General features: G+C 47.1%; 17 protein-coding genes. 3 read left to right on the top strand and 14 right to left on the bottom strand.

The genetic code is table 11. From position 1 onward, the window contains the following. The first annotated feature begins 100 nt into the window (after nt 1–100). Entirely contained in the window at nt 101–886 is a 786-nt protein-coding gene (locus AC27IJ_RS00735; RefSeq protein ID WP_312502792.1) for a histidinol-phosphatase HisJ family protein, read from the top strand. 53 nt (nt 887–939) lie between these two features. On the opposite strand, the gene AC27IJ_RS00730 is transcribed toward AC27IJ_RS00735, so the two are convergent. Together AC27IJ_RS00730 and fba are read right to left on the bottom strand one after the other, a co-directional pair. Further along, on the bottom strand, nt 940–3057 hold the full coding sequence (locus AC27IJ_RS00730; RefSeq protein WP_312444902.1) for a glutamine synthetase III family protein: 2118 nt from the start codon (nt 3055–3057) through the stop codon (nt 940–942). Between the two features lie 179 nt (nt 3058–3236). Further along, complete coding sequence (gene fba, locus AC27IJ_RS00725) at nt 3237–4100, bottom strand: class II fructose-1,6-bisphosphate aldolase (RefSeq protein ID WP_312444904.1); 864 nt, start codon at nt 4098–4100, stop codon at nt 3237–3239. 179 nt (nt 4101–4279) lie between these two features. Here fba and AC27IJ_RS00720 point away from each other — a divergent pair, with 179 nt between their 5' ends. Beyond that, on the top strand, nt 4280–5689 hold the full coding sequence (locus AC27IJ_RS00720; RefSeq protein WP_312444906.1) for an MATE family efflux transporter: 1410 nt from the start codon (nt 4280–4282) through the stop codon (nt 5687–5689). On the opposite strand, the gene thrC is transcribed toward AC27IJ_RS00720, so the two are convergent. After that, complete coding sequence (gene thrC / locus AC27IJ_RS00715) at nt 5686–7170, bottom strand: threonine synthase (RefSeq protein WP_487147257.1); 1485 nt, start codon at nt 7168–7170, stop codon at nt 5686–5688. The genes AC27IJ_RS00720 and thrC overlap by 4 nt on opposite strands. A 208-nt stretch (nt 7171–7378) precedes the next feature. On the opposite strand from thrC, the gene sfsA reads away from it, so the two are divergent. After that, nucleotides 7379–8179: a DNA/RNA nuclease SfsA gene (gene sfsA, locus AC27IJ_RS00710; RefSeq protein ID WP_487147256.1), complete on the top strand. Its 801-nt coding sequence runs from the start codon at nt 7379–7381 to the stop codon at nt 8177–8179. Nucleotides 8180–8291: 112 nt separating this feature from the next. Here sfsA and AC27IJ_RS00705 read toward each other — a convergent pair whose 3' ends face one another. From AC27IJ_RS00705 to AC27IJ_RS00655, 11 genes are all read right to left on the bottom strand, one after another. Next, nucleotides 8292–9203, bottom strand: coding sequence for a TPM domain-containing protein (locus AC27IJ_RS00705; RefSeq protein WP_487147255.1), 912 nt, complete (start codon nt 9201–9203; stop codon nt 8292–8294). Beyond that, on the bottom strand, nt 9200–10240 hold the full coding sequence (locus AC27IJ_RS00700; RefSeq protein ID WP_487147254.1) for a TFIIB-type zinc ribbon-containing protein: 1041 nt from the start codon (nt 10238–10240) through the stop codon (nt 9200–9202). The genes AC27IJ_RS00705 and AC27IJ_RS00700 overlap by 4 nt, the downstream gene beginning before the upstream one ends. Next, complete coding sequence (locus tag AC27IJ_RS00695; protein WP_487147253.1) at nt 10237–11451, bottom strand: SPFH domain-containing protein; 1215 nt, start codon at nt 11449–11451, stop codon at nt 10237–10239. Before AC27IJ_RS00695 ends, AC27IJ_RS00700 begins: the two co-directional genes overlap by 4 nt. 205 nt (nt 11452–11656) lie before the next feature. Continuing rightward, the gene (locus AC27IJ_RS00690; protein ID WP_487147252.1) at nt 11657–12484 is read right to left on the bottom strand and encodes a deoxyribonuclease IV; all 828 of its coding nucleotides are present in this window, start codon (nt 12482–12484) and stop codon (nt 11657–11659) included. A gap of 12 nt (nt 12485–12496) precedes the next feature. Then, nucleotides 12497–13411, bottom strand: a complete 915-nt coding sequence (locus AC27IJ_RS00685; RefSeq protein WP_312444916.1) for an ABC transporter permease — start codon at nt 13409–13411, stop codon at nt 12497–12499. Next, nucleotides 13389–14351 carry an ABC transporter ATP-binding protein gene (locus AC27IJ_RS00680; RefSeq protein ID WP_312445051.1) on the bottom strand — a complete coding sequence of 321 codons (963 nt, stop codon included), beginning with the start codon at nt 14349–14351 and terminating at the stop codon, nt 13389–13391. The genes AC27IJ_RS00685 and AC27IJ_RS00680 overlap by 23 nt, the downstream gene beginning before the upstream one ends. Beyond that, nucleotides 14351–16840: a hypothetical protein gene (locus AC27IJ_RS00675; protein WP_312502781.1), complete on the bottom strand. Its 2490-nt coding sequence runs from the start codon at nt 16838–16840 to the stop codon at nt 14351–14353. Before AC27IJ_RS00675 ends, AC27IJ_RS00680 begins: the two co-directional genes overlap by 1 nt. A gap of 6 nt (nt 16841–16846) precedes the next feature. Then, nucleotides 16847–17983, bottom strand: coding sequence for a sensor histidine kinase (locus AC27IJ_RS00670; protein ID WP_312444918.1), 1137 nt, complete (start codon nt 17981–17983; stop codon nt 16847–16849). Next, nucleotides 17973–18680, bottom strand: coding sequence for a response regulator transcription factor (locus AC27IJ_RS00665; RefSeq protein ID WP_312444919.1), 708 nt, complete (start codon nt 18678–18680; stop codon nt 17973–17975). The genes AC27IJ_RS00670 and AC27IJ_RS00665 overlap by 11 nt, the downstream gene beginning before the upstream one ends. 153 nt (nt 18681–18833) lie before the next feature. Next, complete coding sequence (locus AC27IJ_RS00660) at nt 18834–20975, bottom strand: RNA degradosome polyphosphate kinase (protein ID WP_312444921.1); 2142 nt, start codon at nt 20973–20975, stop codon at nt 18834–18836. After that, the gene (locus tag AC27IJ_RS00655; RefSeq protein ID WP_312444923.1) at nt 20975–22543 is read right to left on the bottom strand and encodes a Ppx/GppA phosphatase family protein; all 1569 of its coding nucleotides are present in this window, start codon (nt 22541–22543) and stop codon (nt 20975–20977) included. The genes AC27IJ_RS00660 and AC27IJ_RS00655 overlap by 1 nt, the downstream gene beginning before the upstream one ends. Nucleotides 22544–22558 lie beyond the last annotated feature (15 nt).

The raw sequence follows: 22558 nt of genomic DNA, 5'->3' as shown, positions 1-22558 counted from the left end.
TCTCAGTGCATTATCATTATATCATATAAATCAAAAACCGGCAAAGACGGTTAAAAGAAAAATTCATTCATATACAAAAATGAGGATGGAGGAACAGAGCATGCTGTCAGATTATCATATACACACTTATTTCAGCGATGATTCCCAGTGCCCTATGGAGGAAATGGTACAAAGGGCAATACTTGTAGGACTTGATGAAATTGCATTTACGGAACATGTGGATTATGGGGTAAAAACAGACTTAAATTGCAATTATGAAAATTATTTTAAAGAAATAGAAATGATGAAAGAAAAATACAAAGGAAAATTAACCATAAAAGCAGGAATCGAATTCGGGGTACAGTCCCACACCATCCCTCTTTTCCAGAAGGATTATGAAAAATATCCTTTTGATTTTATCATCTTGAGCAATCATCAGGTGGACGATAAGGAATTCTGGAATTACCAGTTCCAGGAGGGAAGGAGCCAGGAAGAATTTCAAAAGGCTTATTATGAGGCCATCTATGAGGTTGTACAAAAATACAAGCAATATTCTGTCCTGGGCCACTTAGATATGATCAAGCGGTATGATACCTACAGGGACTATCCGGACAGCAATATCATGGATACGGTGGAAAAAATACTTCGCTGCATTATTGCCGATGGAAAAGGGATCGAGGTCAACACCTCCTGTTTTAAATATGGTCTTAAAGACTTAACGCCGTCCAGAGAAATCTTAAAACGCTATCTCCAATTAGGCGGCACCCTCCTTACCATTGGCTCGGATACTCACGATTCGGAGCATTTAGGAGACCACATTCTTGAGGTAAGAGGGATCTTAAAAGACATTGGCTTCAAACAATTCTGTACCTTTGAGCGCATGCGGCCCATTTATTGGGAGCTATGAAAAAAGGTGCTGCCCTGAGCCCAGGACAGCACCTTTTTTCATAGCCGCCGTCATCATACTTCGAAGATTAAGTCTCCGTAGCTTGGCATTGGCCAAAATTCTTTATCTACTATCATTTCCAGCTTATCGGCAGGAGCGCGGAGAGCTATCATGGCGGGTACTACCTCATCCCGGAAAGCATTTGCCCGTTCTTTGTTCCCTTCGATTGCCGAGCATTTCTCATCAGCATCTGACAGAGCGGAAAGGGCTATTTTCATATCGGAAAGATAAGCGCTTACCTCTATGAGAAGCTCTTCCTGAACGCTGGTATCGGCTGCCGGGCACGCTGCTTTTACTTTTCCCAGGGAATCTGCCAACAGGGACGCATATTTAACAGCAGAAGGTATGATCTGTTTTCCGGCCATATCGATCATGGTTCTGGCCTCGATATTAATGGCTTTGCTGTAAGCCTCATATTCGATCTCAACCCGGGATTCCAGCTCAGCTTTTGTGAATACCTTAAACTCCTCAAACATCTTCACCGATGCATCTGTGGTAAGAGCAGGAATCGCCTCAACCATTGATTTAAGGTTTGGAAGCCCTCTTCTTTCCGCCTCATCCACCCAGGCCTGGGAATATCCGTTGCCATTGAAAATAATCCTTCTATGGGCTGCCAGCTGCTCTTTAATCATGTCATGGACTGCTGTATCAAAGTCAGCCGCCTTCTCAAGAACATCTGCTGCTTCTTTTAACGCCTCAGCCGAAATGGTGTTTAAAACCACATTGGGAGAAGAAATGGAATCAGAGGAACCAACCATGCGGAACTCGAACTTATTGCCTGTAAATGCAAATGGAGAAGTTCTGTTTCTGTCCGTGGCATCCTTGAATAAATCAGGCAAGGTTCTTACCCCTGTTTTTAAGGTGCCGCCCGCCTTGGAACGGGTAGCCTCTCCGGTGCTGCAAAGCTGATCTACAACATCCTCCAGCTGTTCGCCGATGAATATGGAGATAATGGCCGGCGGTGCTTCGTTTGCCCCAAGCCTGTGGTCATTTCCTACATCAGCGGCGGATTCCCGGAGCAGATCCGCATGGCGGTCAACCGCTTTTAAGATACAGGACAGCACCAAAAGGAACTGGATGTTCTCATGGGGCGTTTCCCCTGGATTTAGCAGGTTGATTCCATCGTCAGTGGTTAAGGACCAGTTGTTGTGCTTACCGGAACCATTGACCCCTGCAAACGGTTTTTCATGAAGCAGGCAGTTTAATCCATGACGGCCTGCAACCTTTTTTAAAGTTTCCATAACCAACTGGTTATGATCAACGGCCACGTTTGCCTGTTCATAGATGGGAGCCAGCTCATGCTGGGCGGGAGCGACTTCATTATGCTGGGTTTTTGCCGGTACTCCCAGCTTCCAGAGCTCTTCATTCACTTCCTTCATGAAGGCCGCAATCCTTTCACGGATGGAACCAAAGTAGTGGTCCTCCAGCTCCTGTCCCTTAGGGGGCATTGCACCGAACAGGGTGCGTCCTGCATAGATTAAATCTTTTCTCTGTAAGTACTTTTCATGATCAACCAGGAAATATTCCTGCTCTGCACCAACGGAAGGGATAATCCTTTTTGAGGTGGTATTTCCGAATAATCTTAAGATTCTTAAAGCCTGCTCATCTACAGCTTCCATGGATCTTAAGAGAGGTGTTTTTTTGTCAAGAGCTTCTCCTGTATAAGAGCAGAAGGCGGTGGGAATGCAGAGGGTAACACCGATGGCATCTTCTCTTAAGAATGCCGGAGAAGTGCAATCCCAGGCTGTATAGCCTCTTGCTTCAAAGGTCGCTCTTAAGCCTCCGGACGGGAAAGAAGAAGCATCAGGCTCTCCCTTTACCAGCTCCTTACCGGAAAACTCCATAATTACCTTTCCATCCGATGTAGGAGCGGAGATGAAGGAATCATGCTTTTCAGCGGTAATTCCGGTAAGAGGCTGAAACCAGTGGGTATAGTGAGTTGCGCCTCGTTCAATGGCCCAGTCTTTCATGGCATGGGAAACCACGTCAGCAATCGACGGATCCAATACTGCGCCATCCTCAATCGTTTTCTTTAATTTTTTAAAAACAGATTTCGGTAAGCGCTCTCTCATTACGGTTTCGTTAAATACATTCCTACCAAACAGCTCAGCTACGTTTACAACTTCGCTCATAAATTATCCATCCTCCCATATTTTGATAAGTCAAATTGCCTTTATAGTCTCCTCGCGATCTGAATATGCGCATAAATCAGAAAAGGCGTCCTCCCGGTATAAGGAGAACGCCATCGTTCTTAAATTAAATTAAACCATTTTTCCCAAAAAATCAAGTACTTTTTTGAAAAATATTTTACTTAAGCTTTTCCAACGGATCCAAATAATTCCATTTTCTCTTTCACAGTGGCTTTAATGGCCTCTGTACCGGGGGCGAGAAGCTTACGGGGATCAAAGCCCTTGCCTTCTAAATCCTTGCCTGCTTCAATGTACTTACGGGTAGCTTCTGCAAAGGTAAGCTGGCACTCTGTATTCACATTGATCTTTGCAACGCCAAGGCTGATGGCCTTCTTGATCTGGTCTTCCGGGATGCCTGTACCACCGTGAAGCACTAAAGGCATGTCGCCTACTTTATCTTTTATAGCGGCCAGGGTATCAAAGCTTAAGCCAGCCCAGTTTTCCGGATATTTTCCGTGAATGTTGCCGATTCCTGCTGCCAGCATGGTTACACCTAAGTCCGCAACCTGCTTGCACTCATCAGGATCTGCACATTCGCCCATACCCACAACGCCGTCTTCTTCGCCGCCGATGGAACCGACCTCTGCTTCAAGAGAAATTCCTTTTTCTGCACAGACCTTCACAAGCTCCGTGGTTTTTTCCACGTTCTCAGCGATGGGGTAATGGGAACCGTCAAACATAATGGACGAAAATCCGGCTTCAATGCACTTATAGCAGCCTTCATAGGAACCATGATCCAGATGAAGCGCTACGGGAGCAGTAATATTTAATTCTTCAATCATGGCTTTCACCATAGCTGTTACGGTCTTATAGCCTGTCATGTATTTGCCAGCGCCTTCGGAAACACCCAGGATAACCGGGGATTTCAGTTCTTCGGCTGTCTGTAAAACAGCTTTTGTCCACTCAAGGTTGTTGATGTTGAACTGTCCAACTGCATATTTTCCGTCTCTTGCCTTTTCAAGCATATCTTTTGCTGAAACTAACATATCACAAACCTCCAATTAATTTTTTTCTCGTACGTCTTTATTATTATATACCATCTTACCCTATTTGGAAAGAATAATTTTTCCAGATTGTCTTTTTTATAACAAAGTTACATTTTGCTTTTATCACAACTATGCCTTATAATGGGGACAGGTTCTAAATACATATTAGGAGATTTTTTATGAGACGAAAGATGACACAAGGTATTTTCCGCCGCCCCAGCTCTGAAACCACAGAAATGCAGGAACATCAGGAAAAACCGGATATGTTTTCCAGCAAACAGCTGCGCCAGTTGATTTTTCCCCTGGTCATAGAGCAGATACTGGCTGTTTTTATGGGTATGGCAGATATCATTATGGTAGCCTCATGCGGCGAAGAAGCCGTATCCGGCATATCCATCGTGGATACCATAAACGTCCTTTTGATCGGATTGTTCGGGGCAATGGCTGCAGGAGGATCCGTTGTGACGGCTCAGTACATCGGACGGAAAGATGAAAAAAGTGTTGCCAAGGCCTCCGGCCAGCTGTTCCTTGCCGTTGGCGGGCTTTCCATGGCTATTATGGCAGTGACCCTAATCTTTAACGGGCCGCTTCTAAGGCTTATATACGGAGAGATCGGCCAGGAGGTCATGCATAACGGGAGAATTTATTTCTACATATCCTCCCTCTCCTATCCGTTCCTGGCATTTTATAACAGCAGCGCAGCCCTTTTCAGGACAGCCGGAAACTCCAAGGTATCCATGCAGGTCTCCCTGGGTGCCAACCTCTGCAATATCGCAGGAAATTTCCTGTTAATCTACGTGTTTCAAATGGGCGTGGCAGGTGCCGGGCTTTCTACCCTGTTTTCCAGGATCTTATCCGCAGTGGTCATGCTGCTCCTTCTTAAAAAGCAGAGTAATTTCCCCATTGAATTCCGTCTGCGCGCTGATAGGAACATGCTGCGCCAGATCCTCTACATCGGTATTCCTAATGGTCTGGAAAACAGCATTTTCCAGCTTGGAAAGCTTTTACTGTCCAGTCTGACCGCCAGCTTCGGCACCATGGCCATCGCTGCAAATGCGGTGGCAGGCACCATCTGCAGCCTGGAAACCATCCCTGCCAGTGCCATAGGCATCGCCCTGGTAACGGTTGTGGGGCAGTGTGTAGGGGCCGGGGAACTGAAACAGGCCCGCAAATATATGGGGAAGCTTTTAAAAACGGCATATATCTGTCTGTGGGTATTAAACCTTTCCATCATACCGTTTTTAAATCCCATATGCAGCCTGTTTCATCTGTCGGGTGAAACCAGCGCCCTGGCTTACAAGCTGATGCTTTACCACAGCATCTGCTGCATGATCATTCATCCCCTGTCCTTTTGCCTGACCAACGGCTTGCGGGCTGCCAATGACGTCCGATTTACCATGACCGTTTCCATCTGTTCCATGTGGATCTGCCGGATCGTCCTGGCTTACATACTCAGCCTCTATTTTGGCCTTGGCCTTATGGGAATCTGGATCGCCATGACCATTGACTGGCTGGTGCGCGCCATTTTCTTCTCCACCCGCGTCTTAAGCGGAAAATGGTGCCGGTATGCCAACCGGAACACCTGTTAGCTTAAAAAGCTTTCAACAGCTTCCTTCATCTTATCCCCATCGCATTCTGTATCGTGGCGTACAGGTGCGGTGCGGATTTCTTCTACTGCCGGTGGTATAAGGACCTTGGATATCTCTGACAAATGATCAATGATCCGGAATTCATCCGGCTCCTCCTGTTGTCCTTCAATGGCTTCCAGAACACTTCCCGCGAACTTATAAGGGCTTGCCGTGGAGGCAATGATGTTCTTCGTCTGATCCTTTGTCTCTGTCTTGTATTGGCCATATACGCAGGCTGCAACGCCGGTATGGGGATCAATCAGATATCCGGTATCATCAAAAACCTTCTTAATGGCTTCCCTGGTTTCCTCTTCTCCCGCATAACCTCCCTTAAAATCTTCCATAAAGCGCTTCATTCCGGCTGTTACCGCATAGCTGCCTTGATCTCCCAGCTCCTTCATAAGGGCTGCATTTGCCTCTGCATCGCATCCTGCGCTTAAATAGATCAGTCGCTCTAAGTTGCTGGAAATCAAAATATCCATGGACGGAGAACTGGTAAGAATAAAATCCCGGTTTCTGTCATAGGTTCCTGTCTGGAAGAAATCATAAAGAACCTTATTTTCATTGGAGGCACAGATAAGGGTCTTAATGGGAACACCCATCTGCTTTGCTAAGTAGGCAGCAAGAATGTTTCCAAAGTTTCCCGTAGGCACGGTAACATTAATTTCTTCTCCATCAGAAATCTCTTCACAGGCAAGGAGCTTTGCATAGGCATAAACATAATATACCACCTGAGGAACCAGTCTTCCGATGTTGATTGAATTGGCGGAGGACAGCTGAAATCCCTTTTCATCAAGCCTGCGGGCAAACTCCTTATCTCCGAATATCTTTTTTACCCCTGTCTGGGCATCGTCAAAGTTTCCATGAATGGCAGCCACATGGGTGTTTTCCCCTTTCTGGGTCACCATCTGAAGCTCCTGGACACGGCTTACGCCATCCTTTGGATAAAATACGATAATTTCGGTTCCCTCCACATCGGCAAAACCGGCCATAGCAGCCTTTCCTGTATCGCCGGAGGTGGCGGTAAGGATCACGATTTTATTTTTTACCTGGTTCTTTTTTGCAGCAACTGTCATCAGATGAGGAAGTATGGAAAGTGCCATATCCTTAAATGCAATGGTGCTTCCATGGTATAATTCCAGATAATAAGCCCCGTCAGCCTTGGCCAGAGGAGCGATTTCCTCTGTATCGAATTTACTGTCATAGGCCCGTTCAATGCAGGTCTTTAACTCCTCAGAACTGTAATCCGTGAGATACAGCTTCATGACCTCATAGGCTGTTTCCTGGTATGTCATTGCCGACAATTCCTTCATGGACTTGTCAAGCTTTGGGATAAAACACGGCATAAACAGGCCGCCGTCTGCCGCCAGACCCTTTAAGATTGCCTGGGAAGCCGTCACACCGGTCTCGCCGCCCCTTGTACTTTGATAGGATATTTCCATGGTATTTTATTCCTTTCCTGCTCTCTCATAATCAATGGATCAAAAACCTTGCCAGCATTGTAGCATACTTTTCTTAAGGGCGCAAGAAAAAAGGACAAAAAAGTTTCCAACCAGCGCACAGATGTGTTCACTTCAAAGACACAAGGATTCCATTTTTATTCTCCTTGTGGTAAAATACCCTTGGATACAGAAAGGAGAGATAACTTCATTGAGATACGAACACATGCTGACAGGGACCTTTTTAAGCCGCCCCAACCGTTTTATTGCCCACGTCCTGATTGCAAAAAAAAGCCATGGGGAAGAAGAGGTGATCTGTCATGTTAAAAATACAGGACGCTGCCGGGAGCTGCTCATCCCCGGTGTTAAGGTGCTGGTGCAGTTTCATCCGGAGGCCGCGGCCCTGGGAAGAAAAACAGAATACTCTTTGATCGGCGTATGGAAAGAACGGGAAAGGGGAGGGCCGCTCCTCATCAACATGGATTCCCAGGCCCCCAATCAGGCGGCTTACGAATGGCTGCAATCCATCCGGGAAAATCCGCCACTGCCTTTTCATCAGGCTGTGGAGAACCCTTCCATTTATCACCCTGCCATAAAAAACATCAGACGGGAAATCACCTATGACCAGTCACGGTTCGACCTGGCTTTTCAGGCGGTGCTGCCGGGAAGATGTGAGGAGCACCAAGAGGAAATCCCTGCATTCATGGAAGTTAAGGGAGTCACTCTGGAAGAAAACGGACTTGCCATGTTTCCCGATGCGCCGACGTTGCGGGGAGTAAAGCACATGCAGGAGCTTATAAACGCCCACAGTGAAGGGTATGAAGCCTACATCCTGTTTGTTATCCAGATGAAAGAGATGGAAGCATTTACGCCAAATAGAAAAACGCATCCGGAATTTGCGGAAGCGTTAAAAAGTGCGAAGGAGGCCGGTGTCCATATTTTAGCTTATGACTGTGTCATTACGGAGGATTCCATTTCCTTAGACATGCCCATTCCGGTATATCTGGCCTGATAAATGAAGGGTTTTCATAGAATATCATCCATCAAGCACAAAAACCTGCTAAAAAAGTTTTGACTTTTATCAGCAGGTTTTTGTGTTTGTTTTTCAGGGAGAAAATCTTTTATTAAAATTTCCGTCCCCCGCCCCCCATGGTGTGTCCTGAGGAGGTGTGGGTGGTACTCCTGCCGCCGGAGGAAAAACCGCCGCCGCCATTGCCTCCATTCCCCTGATTCCGTGGAATTATCATAAAGGTCACAGTCTTGTTCACCAGATGGTCGTACTGGTCCGAATACCGGAACTGACAGTTTGCACGATAGGCCATCAATGAGTTTCTGGCCCCGCCTCTCTCCTTTTTCATGGAATACCGGCTGGTCACTCCACCGCAGGCAGCGGCCGCTGCAATCAGCCCGATGAGAGCTGCCAACGCTGCCTCATACCACCGGATGCTGCGGTAAACGCTTATTTTCCCTGTCTCCTTATCATAATTATACTGTCCTCCGGGAATCCCGGCCTTGTAATATTTAGCCACGCCGTCCAGAAAGCTCCCAGCACAGGCAACGTAGTTCTGGCCGCTTACTTCTTCATAGGCGGCATCCAAAATGGAATTCCAACGTTTATCCGTTAAAAAGCGGTTCATTTTTCCTACGGGAAGGATGTAAATCTCACGGTTATCCATGTCTATCAGGAACAACGCTCCGCTGTAATCCTTTCCAACTCCAAAGGCTCCTCTTATGTAGAAATCCTCCGCATATTCCCCGGCTGTCTTTCCGCCTGCCCGGTCTGTGGTTGTGATCACCACATCCATGTTCATCTCTACTCTCAACGCCTGGATCCGGGATTCCAGCGCTTCTGTTTCCTCTCTGGAAAAGAGTCCCGCTTCATCATAGACCCGCTTTTCCCCGGAAACACCTTCAGGGCTCCCGCTTTCGGCATAAGCTTTCATGCCTCCGGAAAGAAAGGTCAGAAGCAGAAGAACCACGGGCAGAAATACAGCCACCCGGCATATCCGAAGAAACAATCCCTTTGTTTTCATCATATCAGATACCCCACAATCAGCATGGCAAAAAATACGGGCAGGAATATTTCAAGAAACAAAAGCATCAGCTTATTACGGTCCACAGGAAGCTTACCGCATACCTTACCTGTCTGCCCATTCACTGTAAAATAATACATCTGGTCTTTTGCTCCGTCATGGTAGGTAAGGGTCCACACAGGCAAAAGAGCATACTCCCACTTTTCTTCATCCAGATGGACGGTTTGATTCTGAACTCTCACAGAATCATAGGATGTAATGCTGCTTTTTAAGGACTCTTCGGCAAAATGGCGCACCTCTGACTTTACTTCTTCAGAAAATTCCTGCTCTCCCATATCCCGCCGTTCTGCCACAAAGCCGGAAAGAAACCCCATGGTAAAGGGTTTCATTTTCTCTGTTTCAAAGGGCAGTACCCCCTCCACCAGCTCCCGGTTGGATTTTTTCAAGGCATTGCGGGGCACGAATTTCACTGGCATGGTGCCTTCTCTGCGGACATCATAGGTCTGGGTCTCCGTATAGCGGCGGTCACCGCTTACCCATACCCGCAGACGGTCTGCTTTTGCATCCAGGCTTCCCTCCGCCCGGCAGCTGTAAAGCATGTAAGGAAAATATACGCCGGAGATTTTCTCGATCTGGTCTTCACTGTAAAAAGCCTTTGGAACAAACCGCTTCTTTTTCATCCATTGTTCAAAGATTTCCACAGCCCGCTTCTTTTCCATTGCAAACGGAATTACATAATCCGGATGGAATTCGCCGGAAAGCCTGCCCGAAAGGATCACCGGGTTATGGCAATAATAGCAGAAGGTCGCAGCGGTTGTTTCATCCGTTACGATCTCGGCCCCGCAGCTGGGGCAGGTATATAATACAGGCTCTCCGCCCTCTTTTTTCTTTCCTGCCTCAGGCTCCTGCGGCTCCCCGCTTTCTGTTTCTTTCTGGTTGAATTCTGATAAACAGTATTCACAGGCATACTTCTGCTTTTTCGGATCAAAGATAAGCGGCCCGCCGCAATTTGGACATTTATAACTTATGATCTCACTCATGGTCTTGGTTTTCCACACTCCGAACAAAATCTGCCATTGTTTACAGTTTTACATTCACAGGTCCATGTTTCTGCCGGCTTTGGATTTCCGCATTCCGGACAGAATTTTCCTGTGTTAACATTTCCGCAGCTGCAGGTCCATGGGCTGTCAGAGGGGCTTTCGGCCTTACTCTCTCCGCCTGCTGCCGTCCGTTCCCCAGGATTTCCCTGCTGGGTCCGATCCATCTGCATCTGCTGAAAGTTGGTGCTTGAAGCTGCTCCCATAAAGCCGCCTCCTGCATTCATTCCCATGCCCATACCCATAAATCCTGCCATGGAACCATTGGCATTGCTTCCTGCCGCTTCTAAGCCTCTGGCCACTGCTCCCTGCACATAACCCTCCCTGACACCGGGATCGCTTAACATGGCCCCCTGGTTGCGAAGGTGGATCAGCTCCTTTGATTCCTCATCATAGGAAATACTGGCAATACCTACGGACTGTATCTCTATTCCTCTCTGGATCTTCCACTCATCATCAAGAATATCAGCCATATACTGGCCCAGCTCTCTTCCCTTGGAAGCTACATAAGAAATCCGGATGCCATCGGCGGACATCTGGTTTATGGAAGACTGAAGAGCCTCTAAAAATTCAGATAAATACTGGGCGTTGATGTCATCCACTTCAACCCGGGAAGTATTTTTCGGTATGGCCTCCGCATAGAACTGCAGAGGGTCTGTCACCTTGATGGAATACGTTCCATGTGCCCGTAAAAACAATTCCGCATTATAGAACTGGTCAAAGTAGTTAATTGGATTTGGGGTACCGAACTTGATTCCTTTAATCTCCTGTAGATTGATAAAATATACTTTCTGGGCAGTGGGCGTCTGACCGCCAAAGCGGATCCGGTCAAAGGATTCCTTTAACGCCTCATCAAACTGGCCGTTAAAGAGGGAGGGAAGGGAAGAGTTCTTCACGGTAAAATAGCCTGGTTCCCCTGTGTAATCGATCACCTTTCCGCCATCTACCAAAAGCATGAACTGATTGGGGTAAACGTGAATGACGGAACCGTCGGATACGGTATAATCTGTGCTCTTGGTATTGGATCCCTTGCGGATCTTCACTCCGCCTGCGAATACGGTCTGGTCTCCCATATTGCCTGCTTCTATCACTTCAAGCCACTGGTCTGCCAGTGAACCTCCTACTGCGGTAGTAAGTGCCTTAACAATTCCCATGTCATTTCCTCCTTAACGGTTATTTATTTTTATGCGGTTCTTAATCGGCATTCGCCGTTCGCGCCGATGAGCAAGCTCATCTTCGCTCTCTTTCGCTCTATATATCACGAACCTGCGGTTCCTGATCGTCATTCGCCGTTCGTGCCGATGAGCAAGCTCATCTTCACTCTCTTTCGCTCATTATACTACACCATTAACTGGTTGGCTATACCGTTCCTCTCATCATGGATATTTCTTTCGCATACCCGGAAAGGTCATTGGGCGTTTCCAGATAAAAAGGAAGGCCCTTTAAAGCCGGGTGAACCGTCATCCGCTTCAGCGCCTCAAAACCGATAAAGCCCTCTCCGATTTTTGCATGGCGGTCCTTGTGGGCCCCCAGAGGGTTCTGGCTGTCATTTAAATGGATTGCCTTTAATTTATCCAGGCCGATAATCCGGTCAAACCGGTTTAAGACTCCGTCTAAATCACCGGAAATATCATAGCCCGCATCCCATACGTGGCACGTATCCAGGCAGACTCCTATGTGGTCCTTTTGTTCTACCCGGTCCAGGATCTCCCGCAGCTCCTCAAATTCCCGTCCTATCTCACTGCCCTTGCCGGACATGGTTTCTAAAAGGACCGTGGTATGATGTTCCGGAGTCAGAATCTGATTTAACATATCTGAAATATAGCCGATCCCCGTTTCCGCCCCCTGACCTACATGGCTTCCCGGGTGAAAATTATAGCAGTTTCCTGGAGTGTATTCCATCCGTTCTAAATCATCCTTCATGGTGTCTATGGCAAGGGCCCGAAGCCCTTCATCCGCGGAGCAGGCATTTAAAGTATAGGGCGCATGGGCCAGAATCCGGTTAATTCCATGTTCCTTGGCAAAGGCCAGGAAACGGTCCACATCCTCAGGATTCATGGCCTTGGCCCTGGTTCCCCTGGGATTTCTTGTAAAGAACTGAAAGGTGTTGGCATCAATCTTCACAGCCTCCTTCCCCATGGCTAAATAGCCTTTTGAGGAAGACAGATGACATCCGATTGTAAGCATAAAAACCTCCTGTCATTTTATTTTTCTTATTTTTTTCCCTTTGGCCGGACTGATGGCCTTCACGGCGATGAACATAAATATGGCGGCCAGAGCCAGCTGGATGAAAATGCTTAAGACCACCCAGTTTTCCATGATAAAGTTATCCGGATGGGGACCGAACCAGCTGTTTAAACTCCTTACCACCTGATTATCCCCTGTCTGGCCGTTGATCATGGCATAAAAGGTAGCTACCGGGTTTAACAGGAGCAGATACAAGCATGCGCCGGAATTGGTCTGGTCTGCCATGCCGCCAACGGTCATGGCATAGGTGCTGCTCATATTCATCCGTGCCATGGACAGTGCAAAGACATTGATCGCATAGGTACCTGCGGCAATGACAACCAGCACCCCATAGCTTACCACGGTGGCAATGGTGGACCGCTTGAACAGGGTAGAAAAACAGATTCCCATGCTTCCGCAGAGAAGGGCAACAGCCAGGTAGCAGAAAAGCAAGAGTAATACGTCGTAAACCATCACTCCCCCATATACAAATGATACGGCCAGAAGAGGAAAACTGGACATGATCATGAGGAACATGGTACTAAAGGATGAGGTAAACTTCCCCACTATGATCTCCCATGGTTTCAAGGTGGTGGTAAGAAGAAGGTCAAGGGTCTGGCGTTCCCTTTCTCCGCTGATGCTTCCTGCGGTCAGCGCCGGCATGATGAACATCAGCATCACAAATTCCACCGCAGCTACGAATACATACAAATTGGTAAAAGAAGAATACTGGATTTCCGCAGTGAGTTTTACTCTCTCTACCACGGAATACATATTAAGCAGAACCACCAAAGCCAGAATCGTATTAAAAAGAGCCAGGATCAGCGCCAGACGGAAGCTTCTGGAGCTGACCGTTGTCTCCCTCTTATAAACCGGATTCAATTTCATGTACAAGCACCGCCTTTTCTTTATCATGATCCGTGATCTGCATAAACAGGGATTCCAAGCTTCCCTGTTCTCTGCAGAATCCATGTACCAGCACTTCGGCATCCACCAACTGCTGCAAAAGAAGGGCCTCATCCTGCTCATCTCCAATGAAATTCACCCGGATGTCCTCGTCCTTCACCGCGATGGTCTGGACGCAGGGCTGGCTTTTTAAGATGGTCAGCGCTTTTTCCTTATTTCCTAGAACAGAGATAACCAGAGGATTGGAAGCATTGACCCTGCGCAGGATCTCCTCCATGCTGCCGCTTAAGATCATCTTTCCCTGGTCAATGATCCCAATGTCCGTACACAGTTCGGAAAGTTCGGAAAGCACATGGGAGCTGATGAATATGGTTTTTCCCTGCTCCTTTAATTCCTTTAAGATTTCTTTAAATTCAAACCTGGTTCGTGGGTCCAGCCCTGAGGCCGGTTCATCAAGGACCAGCAAAAGGGGATCGTGGATTAAAGCCCTTGCCAGGCACAGGCGCTGCTTCATTCCTCTTGATAAGCTGTCTACGTAAAAATTCACCTTATCCTCTAACCCCACCTGATCCAAAAGGGTCATATATCTGGTCCTGCCTTTAAGCCCGTCGATCCCGTAGCAGGAGGCAAAAAACTCCATATATTCATTGACTTTCAAATTGTCATAAACGCCGAAAAAGTCCGGCACATAGCCGATCTTCAGCTTTAATTCATTTAAGCCCCTGGACACATCCACGCCGTCGATCATCACCTTACCGCTGTCGGCAAAAAGAAGCCCTGTCATGATCTTGATGGTGGTGGTCTTTCCTGCTCCATTAGGCCCTACAAAGCCATAAAGAGATCCTTGGGGGATATGAAGATCCAGGCCGTTTAACGCATGGAATTTTCCAAACTTTTTCCGCAAATCCTTAATCTCTAACATCATTTATCCCTTCCTGCCACAGTCAGCATTGGCAGAGTCACATACCAGTTATTCTCAGATGTATTGTCACATACATATTTTACGGTCAGCGTGTTGCCGGGAGACAGATAAGGGGTAAGCTCCCAGGCTTTATACACGGTTTTATCTGGCTCCATGGCATCGTAATTCCCCGTATCGTGATTATAGAAATAAATATTCCCCTTAAAGATGGTGGTATAGTAAAAGTTTTCGCTGTTTAAAAATTCATCAGATGGGTTTTCAAAGGTCAGCTTTTCCACCTCCATATCATTTCCGAGAAAATACTCCAGGGATACCGGGTCTACGCCGTAAATGGCGTTAGAATCCGCATAATACTGCCCGCTTACCACCGTAGGAGTCTTCATAAGAGCAGAACGGGAGGTTTCCCCATCTTTTTTTGTCTTTACATTAATGGTAGACGTAAACATGGACATGCCGTAAGTCTCATAATTTCCCCCGGCAAGAAACTGGCTGTCTGACTGGTCCTTGCTGAAAGCCACGATCCTGGCTTCCGGATTATAGAATGAGGAATATTTATCAAGGTAAAAGCTTAAAATATTGGTTCTTGATAAAGCCAGCATATAAGCCGGGTCTTCAATATCCGCTTTTGGATATTGATAGCTTCCCGTTACCCGTGCAGATACCAGGAAGGAATTATTAATGGGATAGTTGATGACAGGCAGCCCGTTAAGGTTCATGGTCTCTCCCGGCTTCAGTTCATCAATGACCACCATTTTCCCGTACATCAGGATTCCCACCTTTTCTACCTGGAAAGGATATTCATTGGTCACAGTGCCGTATACGTTTCCCTCAAACAGGGTGATGTCCCCCAAAAGACCCTTATGCTCTGTATTAGAAGTTCTTTTCCTTAAGGAATAATATTTGGGGGTAAAGGCAGCTGCATTCTGGGCCGAAATCCTGGTGTCCTTATCTCCATAGGATATCTTCACCTTATAGTCCTCACTTCCCATAAATCTGGGAACCGGCTTCATCTCATAGGAACTGCTTCTGGTAATGGGAAGCAGATCGTATGACGGATCCAGGGCGATGGTATATGCCTTGTTGTAAGGTGTCCTCATGTTGATATAGGTATATTCATCTACATAGTTTTCCGTGGTGTCCAGAATGGTCGCATAAGTAAAAAAGGTGTCCTTAAACCTGGTTCCTACTCCCATTAAATAAACCACTGCCGAAAAAGACAGGGAAACCGTCACAACCGCGGTCCGGTAAAACCTTCTCCGTTCCTGCTTCTTCAAAAACAGGTACAGTCCCGGGCCCACTAAAACAATGTATCCCAGAATTACTGCGGTATAAAGAACCAGGTTCGGCAGCTTATCTACATTTCCGGTATTTAGCATATTCTGCACGGACCAGAACTGGCCGGAATTGCCGCTGTAAAGGTATGAGGATAAATCATTTAACTTGGTTTCTCCCAAAAGCGCCGTGAAAAGCTTATCCACATAGGAACGCTGGACCTGGCAGAAAGAAGCAATATCCACAAAATCATAGGCAGCCACACCTACTCTCCCTTTTCCCTTTGAGACGGAGGTAAGGACAGGGAATTCATCGTTGGACAGAACACCGGTCCCTCCTTTTAGGGAAACGTCTGCGCAAACCAGATTCATGAAGGAATCCCCCGGACCGTTGGAGGAATATTCCACTCCCATGTCCACGGATTTTTCCGATGGGGGAGCATAATCCTCCTCCAGGATATCGGACCGGAAGGCATAAAGGGTGTCATCCACCCGGCTGCCTGTTCCAAGAAGAAGGGTTCCCCCTTCCTTCACCCATTCCCAGATTGCAGATACCTGGTCGGTTGACAGTCTTTTGGTATCGTAATCCGTAATGACCAGCACATCCAGAAGGTCCAGCCCGATGACTTTATCGGGCATCTTTTCTGTATCCATCTCAAAGGTCTTGATCTTGACAGAGCTGTAATTCACTCCCACCCCATCCATATAGGACATAGTCTCCGGCTCATCGGATAAAACCCCAACAAACAGTTCCGCAATATCTGACGTAACATTCATTTTTAAGCGTTTGCGGATCAGCTCTCTTCCCTGGGAGTCCAGAAGCTTCACATAAAGAACATCTGCCCTTCCCACCGGAATATCTAAGGATTCCTCCGAAGCTTCAAAGGCCTTTAAGGAAACCGGATATTCATACTGGTAAATGTCGTAATCGGATTCCATGGCAATGGCCTGGACCGTCCCTTGAAATTCGGAATCCAGCTGGTTTTTGAACGAAAAATTTACCGGTACGTAGCGGCCGCTTTTTGCATTCCCCTCATAGCCGTAGGAAACATCCATGGAAACGCCGGAATTAAAAGCCGCATAATTTCCGTCTGTAAAGGAATTCCCTGCCTCCATTCCAGCCGTTGTTTCATATGCCATACCGAAAGCAGGCAGCGTTACGCTGCCTGCTATGGTGACCGCCATGGCACAAATCAGGGATATCTTTCTGAATTTCATTCTCTGTCACCCAATCTTTCCAAAGTTCTCTTTATTTATATCAAAATCCACCTGCAGCTTTATCGTAAATACCGTTCCGGATAAATCACTGGTCACTTGAATGGTTCCGCCGTGCATATCCACAATATTCTTTGCGATGGCAAGCCCCAGCCCTGTTCCTCCCGTATTGGTAGACCGGGACTGTTCCACACGGTAAAACTTATTGAAGATAAGAGGCAGCTCTTCCTCCGGGATTACGTAACCATAATTGATCACCTGGATGGTAACCAGTTCTTCGCTGCCATGGACCTTAACCAGGATGCGCTTTCCATCCGCTCCGTATTTGATGGCATTGTTGATCAGATTATCAAACAGACGGGCCAGAAGGTTGCCATCCGCTGAGATTATTTGGGCGGGAACATTGCTTTGAAGCTCATAAGATAGGTTCTTATCCACAAAACTGGGATAAAATTCTTCCAGAAGCTGACTTAAAATCTTCACCACATCCACCTTGGATACGTGCATGGAGATCTTTCCATAGTTCAGCTTTGTAAATCCGAATAAATCCTCGATCAGCTTTTCCAGCCGCTTTGTCTTCACGTATGCAATGCCTATGTACTTTTTCTGGACTTCCGGATCAAGCTTCGTCTCTCCGGACAAAAGCTCCAGATACCCGATGATGGATGTCAATGGAGTCCTTAGGTCATGAGCAATATTGGTGATGAGCTCGTTCTTGGTCCGCTCCGCCTCCCGTTCCTTATCCATGAGGCCTCTTAAATCTCCAACCATCTTATTTAAACTGGCAGCCATGACGGAGAATTCATCATCTCCCTCAATGTCAACCGTAATATTTAAATCTCCCTCAGAAATACTCTGCATGGCATCAGAAATCCGGCTGATGTAACGCATCGATTTTTCCTGGAGGAGGAGAAATGTGACCGTGAATATTCCGATCCCGAAAACCACATAAATCAGGATCACCACCACATCAAAGGAGGTCAGCATCTCCACAAATGCATTGTCCTTTTCTGTGTTTCTCATGTAGGAGGCTACCAAAGATACGTTGGTTACCAGAAATATCTCGATCAGGACCGTGACCACTGCACTGTAAAAAATATTGGCAATGACCCGTGTATGAAAACGGCGGTTAAGATCACTTTTCAATTTTGTATCCTACCCCCCAAACAGTGGTGATGATCTTGTTCTGTCTGGTATCCTCCTTCATCTTACCCCGCAGCCGTCTGATATGTACCATTACTGTGTTGTTTGCCTCATAAACCTTTTCATTCCACACCTTTTCAAAAATCTCATCGGTGCTGAACACCCTTCCGGGGTTGGAGGCCAGTAAGTAGAGGATGTCAAACTCAATGGGGGTGAGCTTGATCTCTTCCCCATAAACAGTCACCTTATGGTTATCCTTGTTAATGGTCAGTCCTCTTATTGCGATTTCATTCTTAGCTGATTCGTTTACTGCGCTGTTGGGGTTTAACTGGGTATAACGGCGAAGCTGGGATTTTACCCGCGCCGTCAGCTCCAGGGGGTTAAAGGGCTTTGTCACGTAATCATCCGCCCCTGTTCCAAGTCCCAGAATTTTGTCCAGATCCGTGGACTTGGCGCTGAGCATGATGATGGGGATGTTATTGGTCTCCCTTATTTTCTTGCACATTTGCAGGCCATCCATACCAGGCATCATGATGTCTAAAAGTACCAGATGGATCTGGTTCTTTTCCAGAATTCCCAGTCCTTCTTCCGCATTATCCGCTTTAAAAACTTTATATCCATCACTGACCAGGTAGATCTCCACCAGGTCTGCAATTTCTTTCTCATCATCCACAACCAGAATGTTTATTGTTTCGGACATGAAAAATACCTCCCTTGTCGTTATGTAAGCAGCTTTTCTTTTTATATTAAGGAAAAGCCTGCATCCATTTTACCACAAGAAAGGTATCTTTGCCTTACTATTTTCTTACAAAAAAGCTATAATTCGGTAACTTTGGAGAGCTTTCCCTTTGGCTTATCCCTGACTTTCCGTAGGAATAAATATCCGGCTGCCTACCGGATCTGACTTGCCAAGCTCCGCCTTAACGTTCTGGATTGCCTCTTCACAGAACTGTTCCTGACTATTGACCAGGATCTTGCCCCTTTTATCAGGTTTTTCATAGGTTCCGTCGGGTTTTAAGATATGGGCCTTCACGTTATCCTGAAACTGCACCTTAAGAACATGGAGGATCTGCTCTGCCAATATTTCATCCTCTACAGGGAACATGATCTCCACCCTTCGGTCTAAGTTTCTTGGCATCCAGTCGGCGCTTCCCATATAAAGCTCCGGGCTGTTGTCATTTTCAAAATAAAAAATCCGGGCATGCTCCAGGAAATTTCCAACAATGGAATGAACCGTAATATTTTCACTTAAGCCCGGGACCCCCGCCTTTAAGCTGCATATCCCGCGGACGATCAATCCGATCTTCACTCCCGCACAGGAGGCTTCATAAAGGGCCGCTATGATCTCCTTGTCGCAAAGGGAATTCATCTTGGCCATAATATGAGCCGTTTTCCCGCTTTCCGCATTTCTCGTCTCCCTGCGGATCATCCTTAAGAACCTGGCCCGCAGCCAGATGGGAGCCAGCACCAGCTTATTCCAGTGAAGAGGCTCCGAATAGCCTGAAAGCATGTTGAATACGGCGGTGGCGTCTTCCCCGATCTGAGGATTGCAGGTCATAAGGCCGAAATCCGTATAAAGCTTTGCCGTGGAATCATTGTAATTTCCAGTACCCAAATGAACATAACGGCGGATGCCATCCTCTTCCCTTCTCACCACCAGAGTGATCTTACTGTGGGTTTTTAGGCCTACCAGCCCATAGATGACGTGGCAGCCGGCCTTTTCCAGCTTTTTTGCCCAGTTAATATTATTTTCCTCATCAAAGCGGGCTTTTAATTCCACCAGAACCGATACCTGTTTTCCATTGTCGGCAGCCTCTGCCAAAGCGGCAATGATGGGGGAATTTCCGCTGACCCTGTAAAGGGTCTGTTTAATCGCAAGGACCGACCGGTCAATGGCAGCGGTTTTTACGAAATTTACCACAGGATCAAAGGATTCAAAAGGGTGGTGAAGCAAAATGTCGCCTCCCCGGATGTTGGTAAATATGTCCTCCTCATTCATAAGCCTTGGAACCTGCTGGGGAATATAGGGAACGGCCTTTAAATGGTTAAAGCCTTTCATTCCATACATCTTCATGAGAAAGGTCAGATCCAGAGGACCTGCGATCTCAAAGATATCGACGGAGCTGATGCTCAGCTCCCGCTTGAGTATTTTTAACAGGCGTTTATCCATCTTTTCTTCCACTTCCAGACGGATGGCCTCGCCCCACTGCCGCTTCTTAAGCTGTTTCTGGATCTCCTCTAAAAGGTCCTCCGCTTCCTCCTCGTCAATGGTGAGATCCGAATTTCTCATGATGCGGAAGGGATGGGCGGTAATGACATTGTAATTTAAAAACAGGCTGCCGATATTCCGTTCAATGATCTGTTCCAGCAAAATGACCGCACGTTCATCCTTTTTCCCGGTGGGAAGCTCCACAATCCTCGGAAGGACGCTTGGAACCTGGACCATGGCAAATTCCAGTTCCTCTTCCCCGCTTTTTTTCTGAAGGAGAGCCGCGATGTTTAAGGATTTGTTTCGGACCAGAGGGAATGGCCTGGAGGAATCCACAGCCATAGGAGTGAGCACCGGATACACGTTCCTCTCAAAATAGCTGTCCGCATAGCTTCCCTCTTCTTTGCTTAGGTCTTCATGGACCTGGACCACCCGGAGCCCATTCTGTTTTAATGCAGGCAGAAGGGAACGGTTATAGGTAGAATACTGCAAAGCAACCAGCTCATGGGTCCGTCCGCTGATCTTTTCAAGCTGTTCCGGCGGCTTCATGCCGGCAATATCCGGCTTTGTATATTTGGCATGGACCATATCCTTTAGGGAGGCCACACGGACCATATAGAATTCATCTAAGTTGGAGGCGGTGATGCTTAAAAACTTCAGCCGTTCAAAAAGAGGGAGGGTTTTATCTCTCGCTTCACTGAGCACGCGGTAATTAAATTCGATCCAGCTCAGTTCCCGATTTACATAACTTTCAGGATTGTTGTAAATTTCATTGGTGCCTGTCATCAGGATAACCTCCTCTTCTGTTTTAATATAGGCCTTATTCCGAATATCTCTTCAAAAAAGTCTGCTTTCTGGCGAAATGACACCGCTTCCAGGGTGATATCACCTTCATGTGAGACGGTCACCATCAGCTGCCCGTTCTTTACGCTCATATGGCTGTCTGAAAGCTTTTGCTTGTGACTGCGGTCCATGGAATTGGCCAGCCTTAAGATGGCTGTCAGCTTTCCCACAAGTATGAGGCTGTCCTCATGAGGAAATTCTCCCTTTGTGTTATGGAACACCTCCTCACTTAAATGGATCCGGTTATAATCAAATTCCACCCCGTTGTAGCGGACTGCATTGGCAATGATCTCCCGTTCCATATGGGACAGGCCGATGATCTCCGTTGACATGATGATATGGTAGGCGGATTCGCTGGGATTTCTCATACTGATAAATTTGCCGCAGGCGTGAAGGATGGCGGCAATCTGCAAAAGCAGCCTTTCCCTCTTTCCCATTCCGTGATATTTCTTCATGCTGTCAAAGATTTCAAGCACGTATTTTTCCATATTGACCGTGTGGGGACCATGGCATTTATAACGCTTTGCCATGTTGCGGGAGGCCGCAAGAATATCCTCGGAAAAATCATGGTTAAATTTTACCGCCTTTGTCTCTTCCGCATATTCAGCGGCAATGCTGTCACACAGGCGGATTCCCGGTATCCAGAAAAGCTCTGCCTTGGTCAGTTCCAGAACACGTTTAAAGATGATAGCCGCCGGGACCAGTAGAGACGCATATTCCGCGTTGACCCCAAACCGATCCTGGATCTGGTCTAAGGACATTCCCACGATCTTTTCATGAAAATATGCAAATTCCTCCGCAGTGACCCGCTCCACAGGCTTTCCGCCGCGGCTGCCCCTGGACAGATAAAGGATGCTCTCTCCGATCCCGATCAGGTTTTTGATCTCCCTGTCCTTTAAGTAAACCTTGCGGAAAGTGTACAGTTCATTATCTACCATTTCTTCGATCAGGGTATTCTGCATCTGGTTGTCGACCTGTATGGTACCCATCATTTCACGGATCCTTAAAACGCCCAGCATCAGGTTATGGGTGGAAACAAGGGCATCCCTGTCAAACAGGGAAACCTGCATGCTTCCAAAGCCAACATCTACGATGGCAGTTCCTTTTTGTATGATCTTATGGAATTCCGCATCCTTTGAGGCGATAGCCTTATAGCTGATAAAGCGCTGTTCGGAGTTGCTGATGACCCGCACTTCGATCCCGGTCCTCACCCGGATCTGATCCAGGACGATCCGGCTGTTTTTCGCTTCCCGCAGGGCGCTGGTGCCATAGGCCCTGTAGCCGATCACCTTGTAGGACTGCATGATATCGGCAAAATCCTTGACGACCTGACACATTTCCTCCACCAGCTCATAGCTGATCTTTCCATCGTTATAGGTGTCTCTTCCAAGGGCAATGACATGGCGGACATGGTCCACCTTCTGGATTCCGGTTTTCGCGGAAATCTCATAGATACCAAGCTCTAATTCAAACGATCCCACATCAATGGCGGCAAATAATCTTATTGCCATACCTTTCCTCCTTAC

The sequence above is a fragment of the Lacrimispora sp. YZC11 genome, assembly GCF_057543815.1.
Note: the sequence above shows the minus strand (reverse complement) of the source record. Positions and strands in the feature narration are given on the sequence as shown.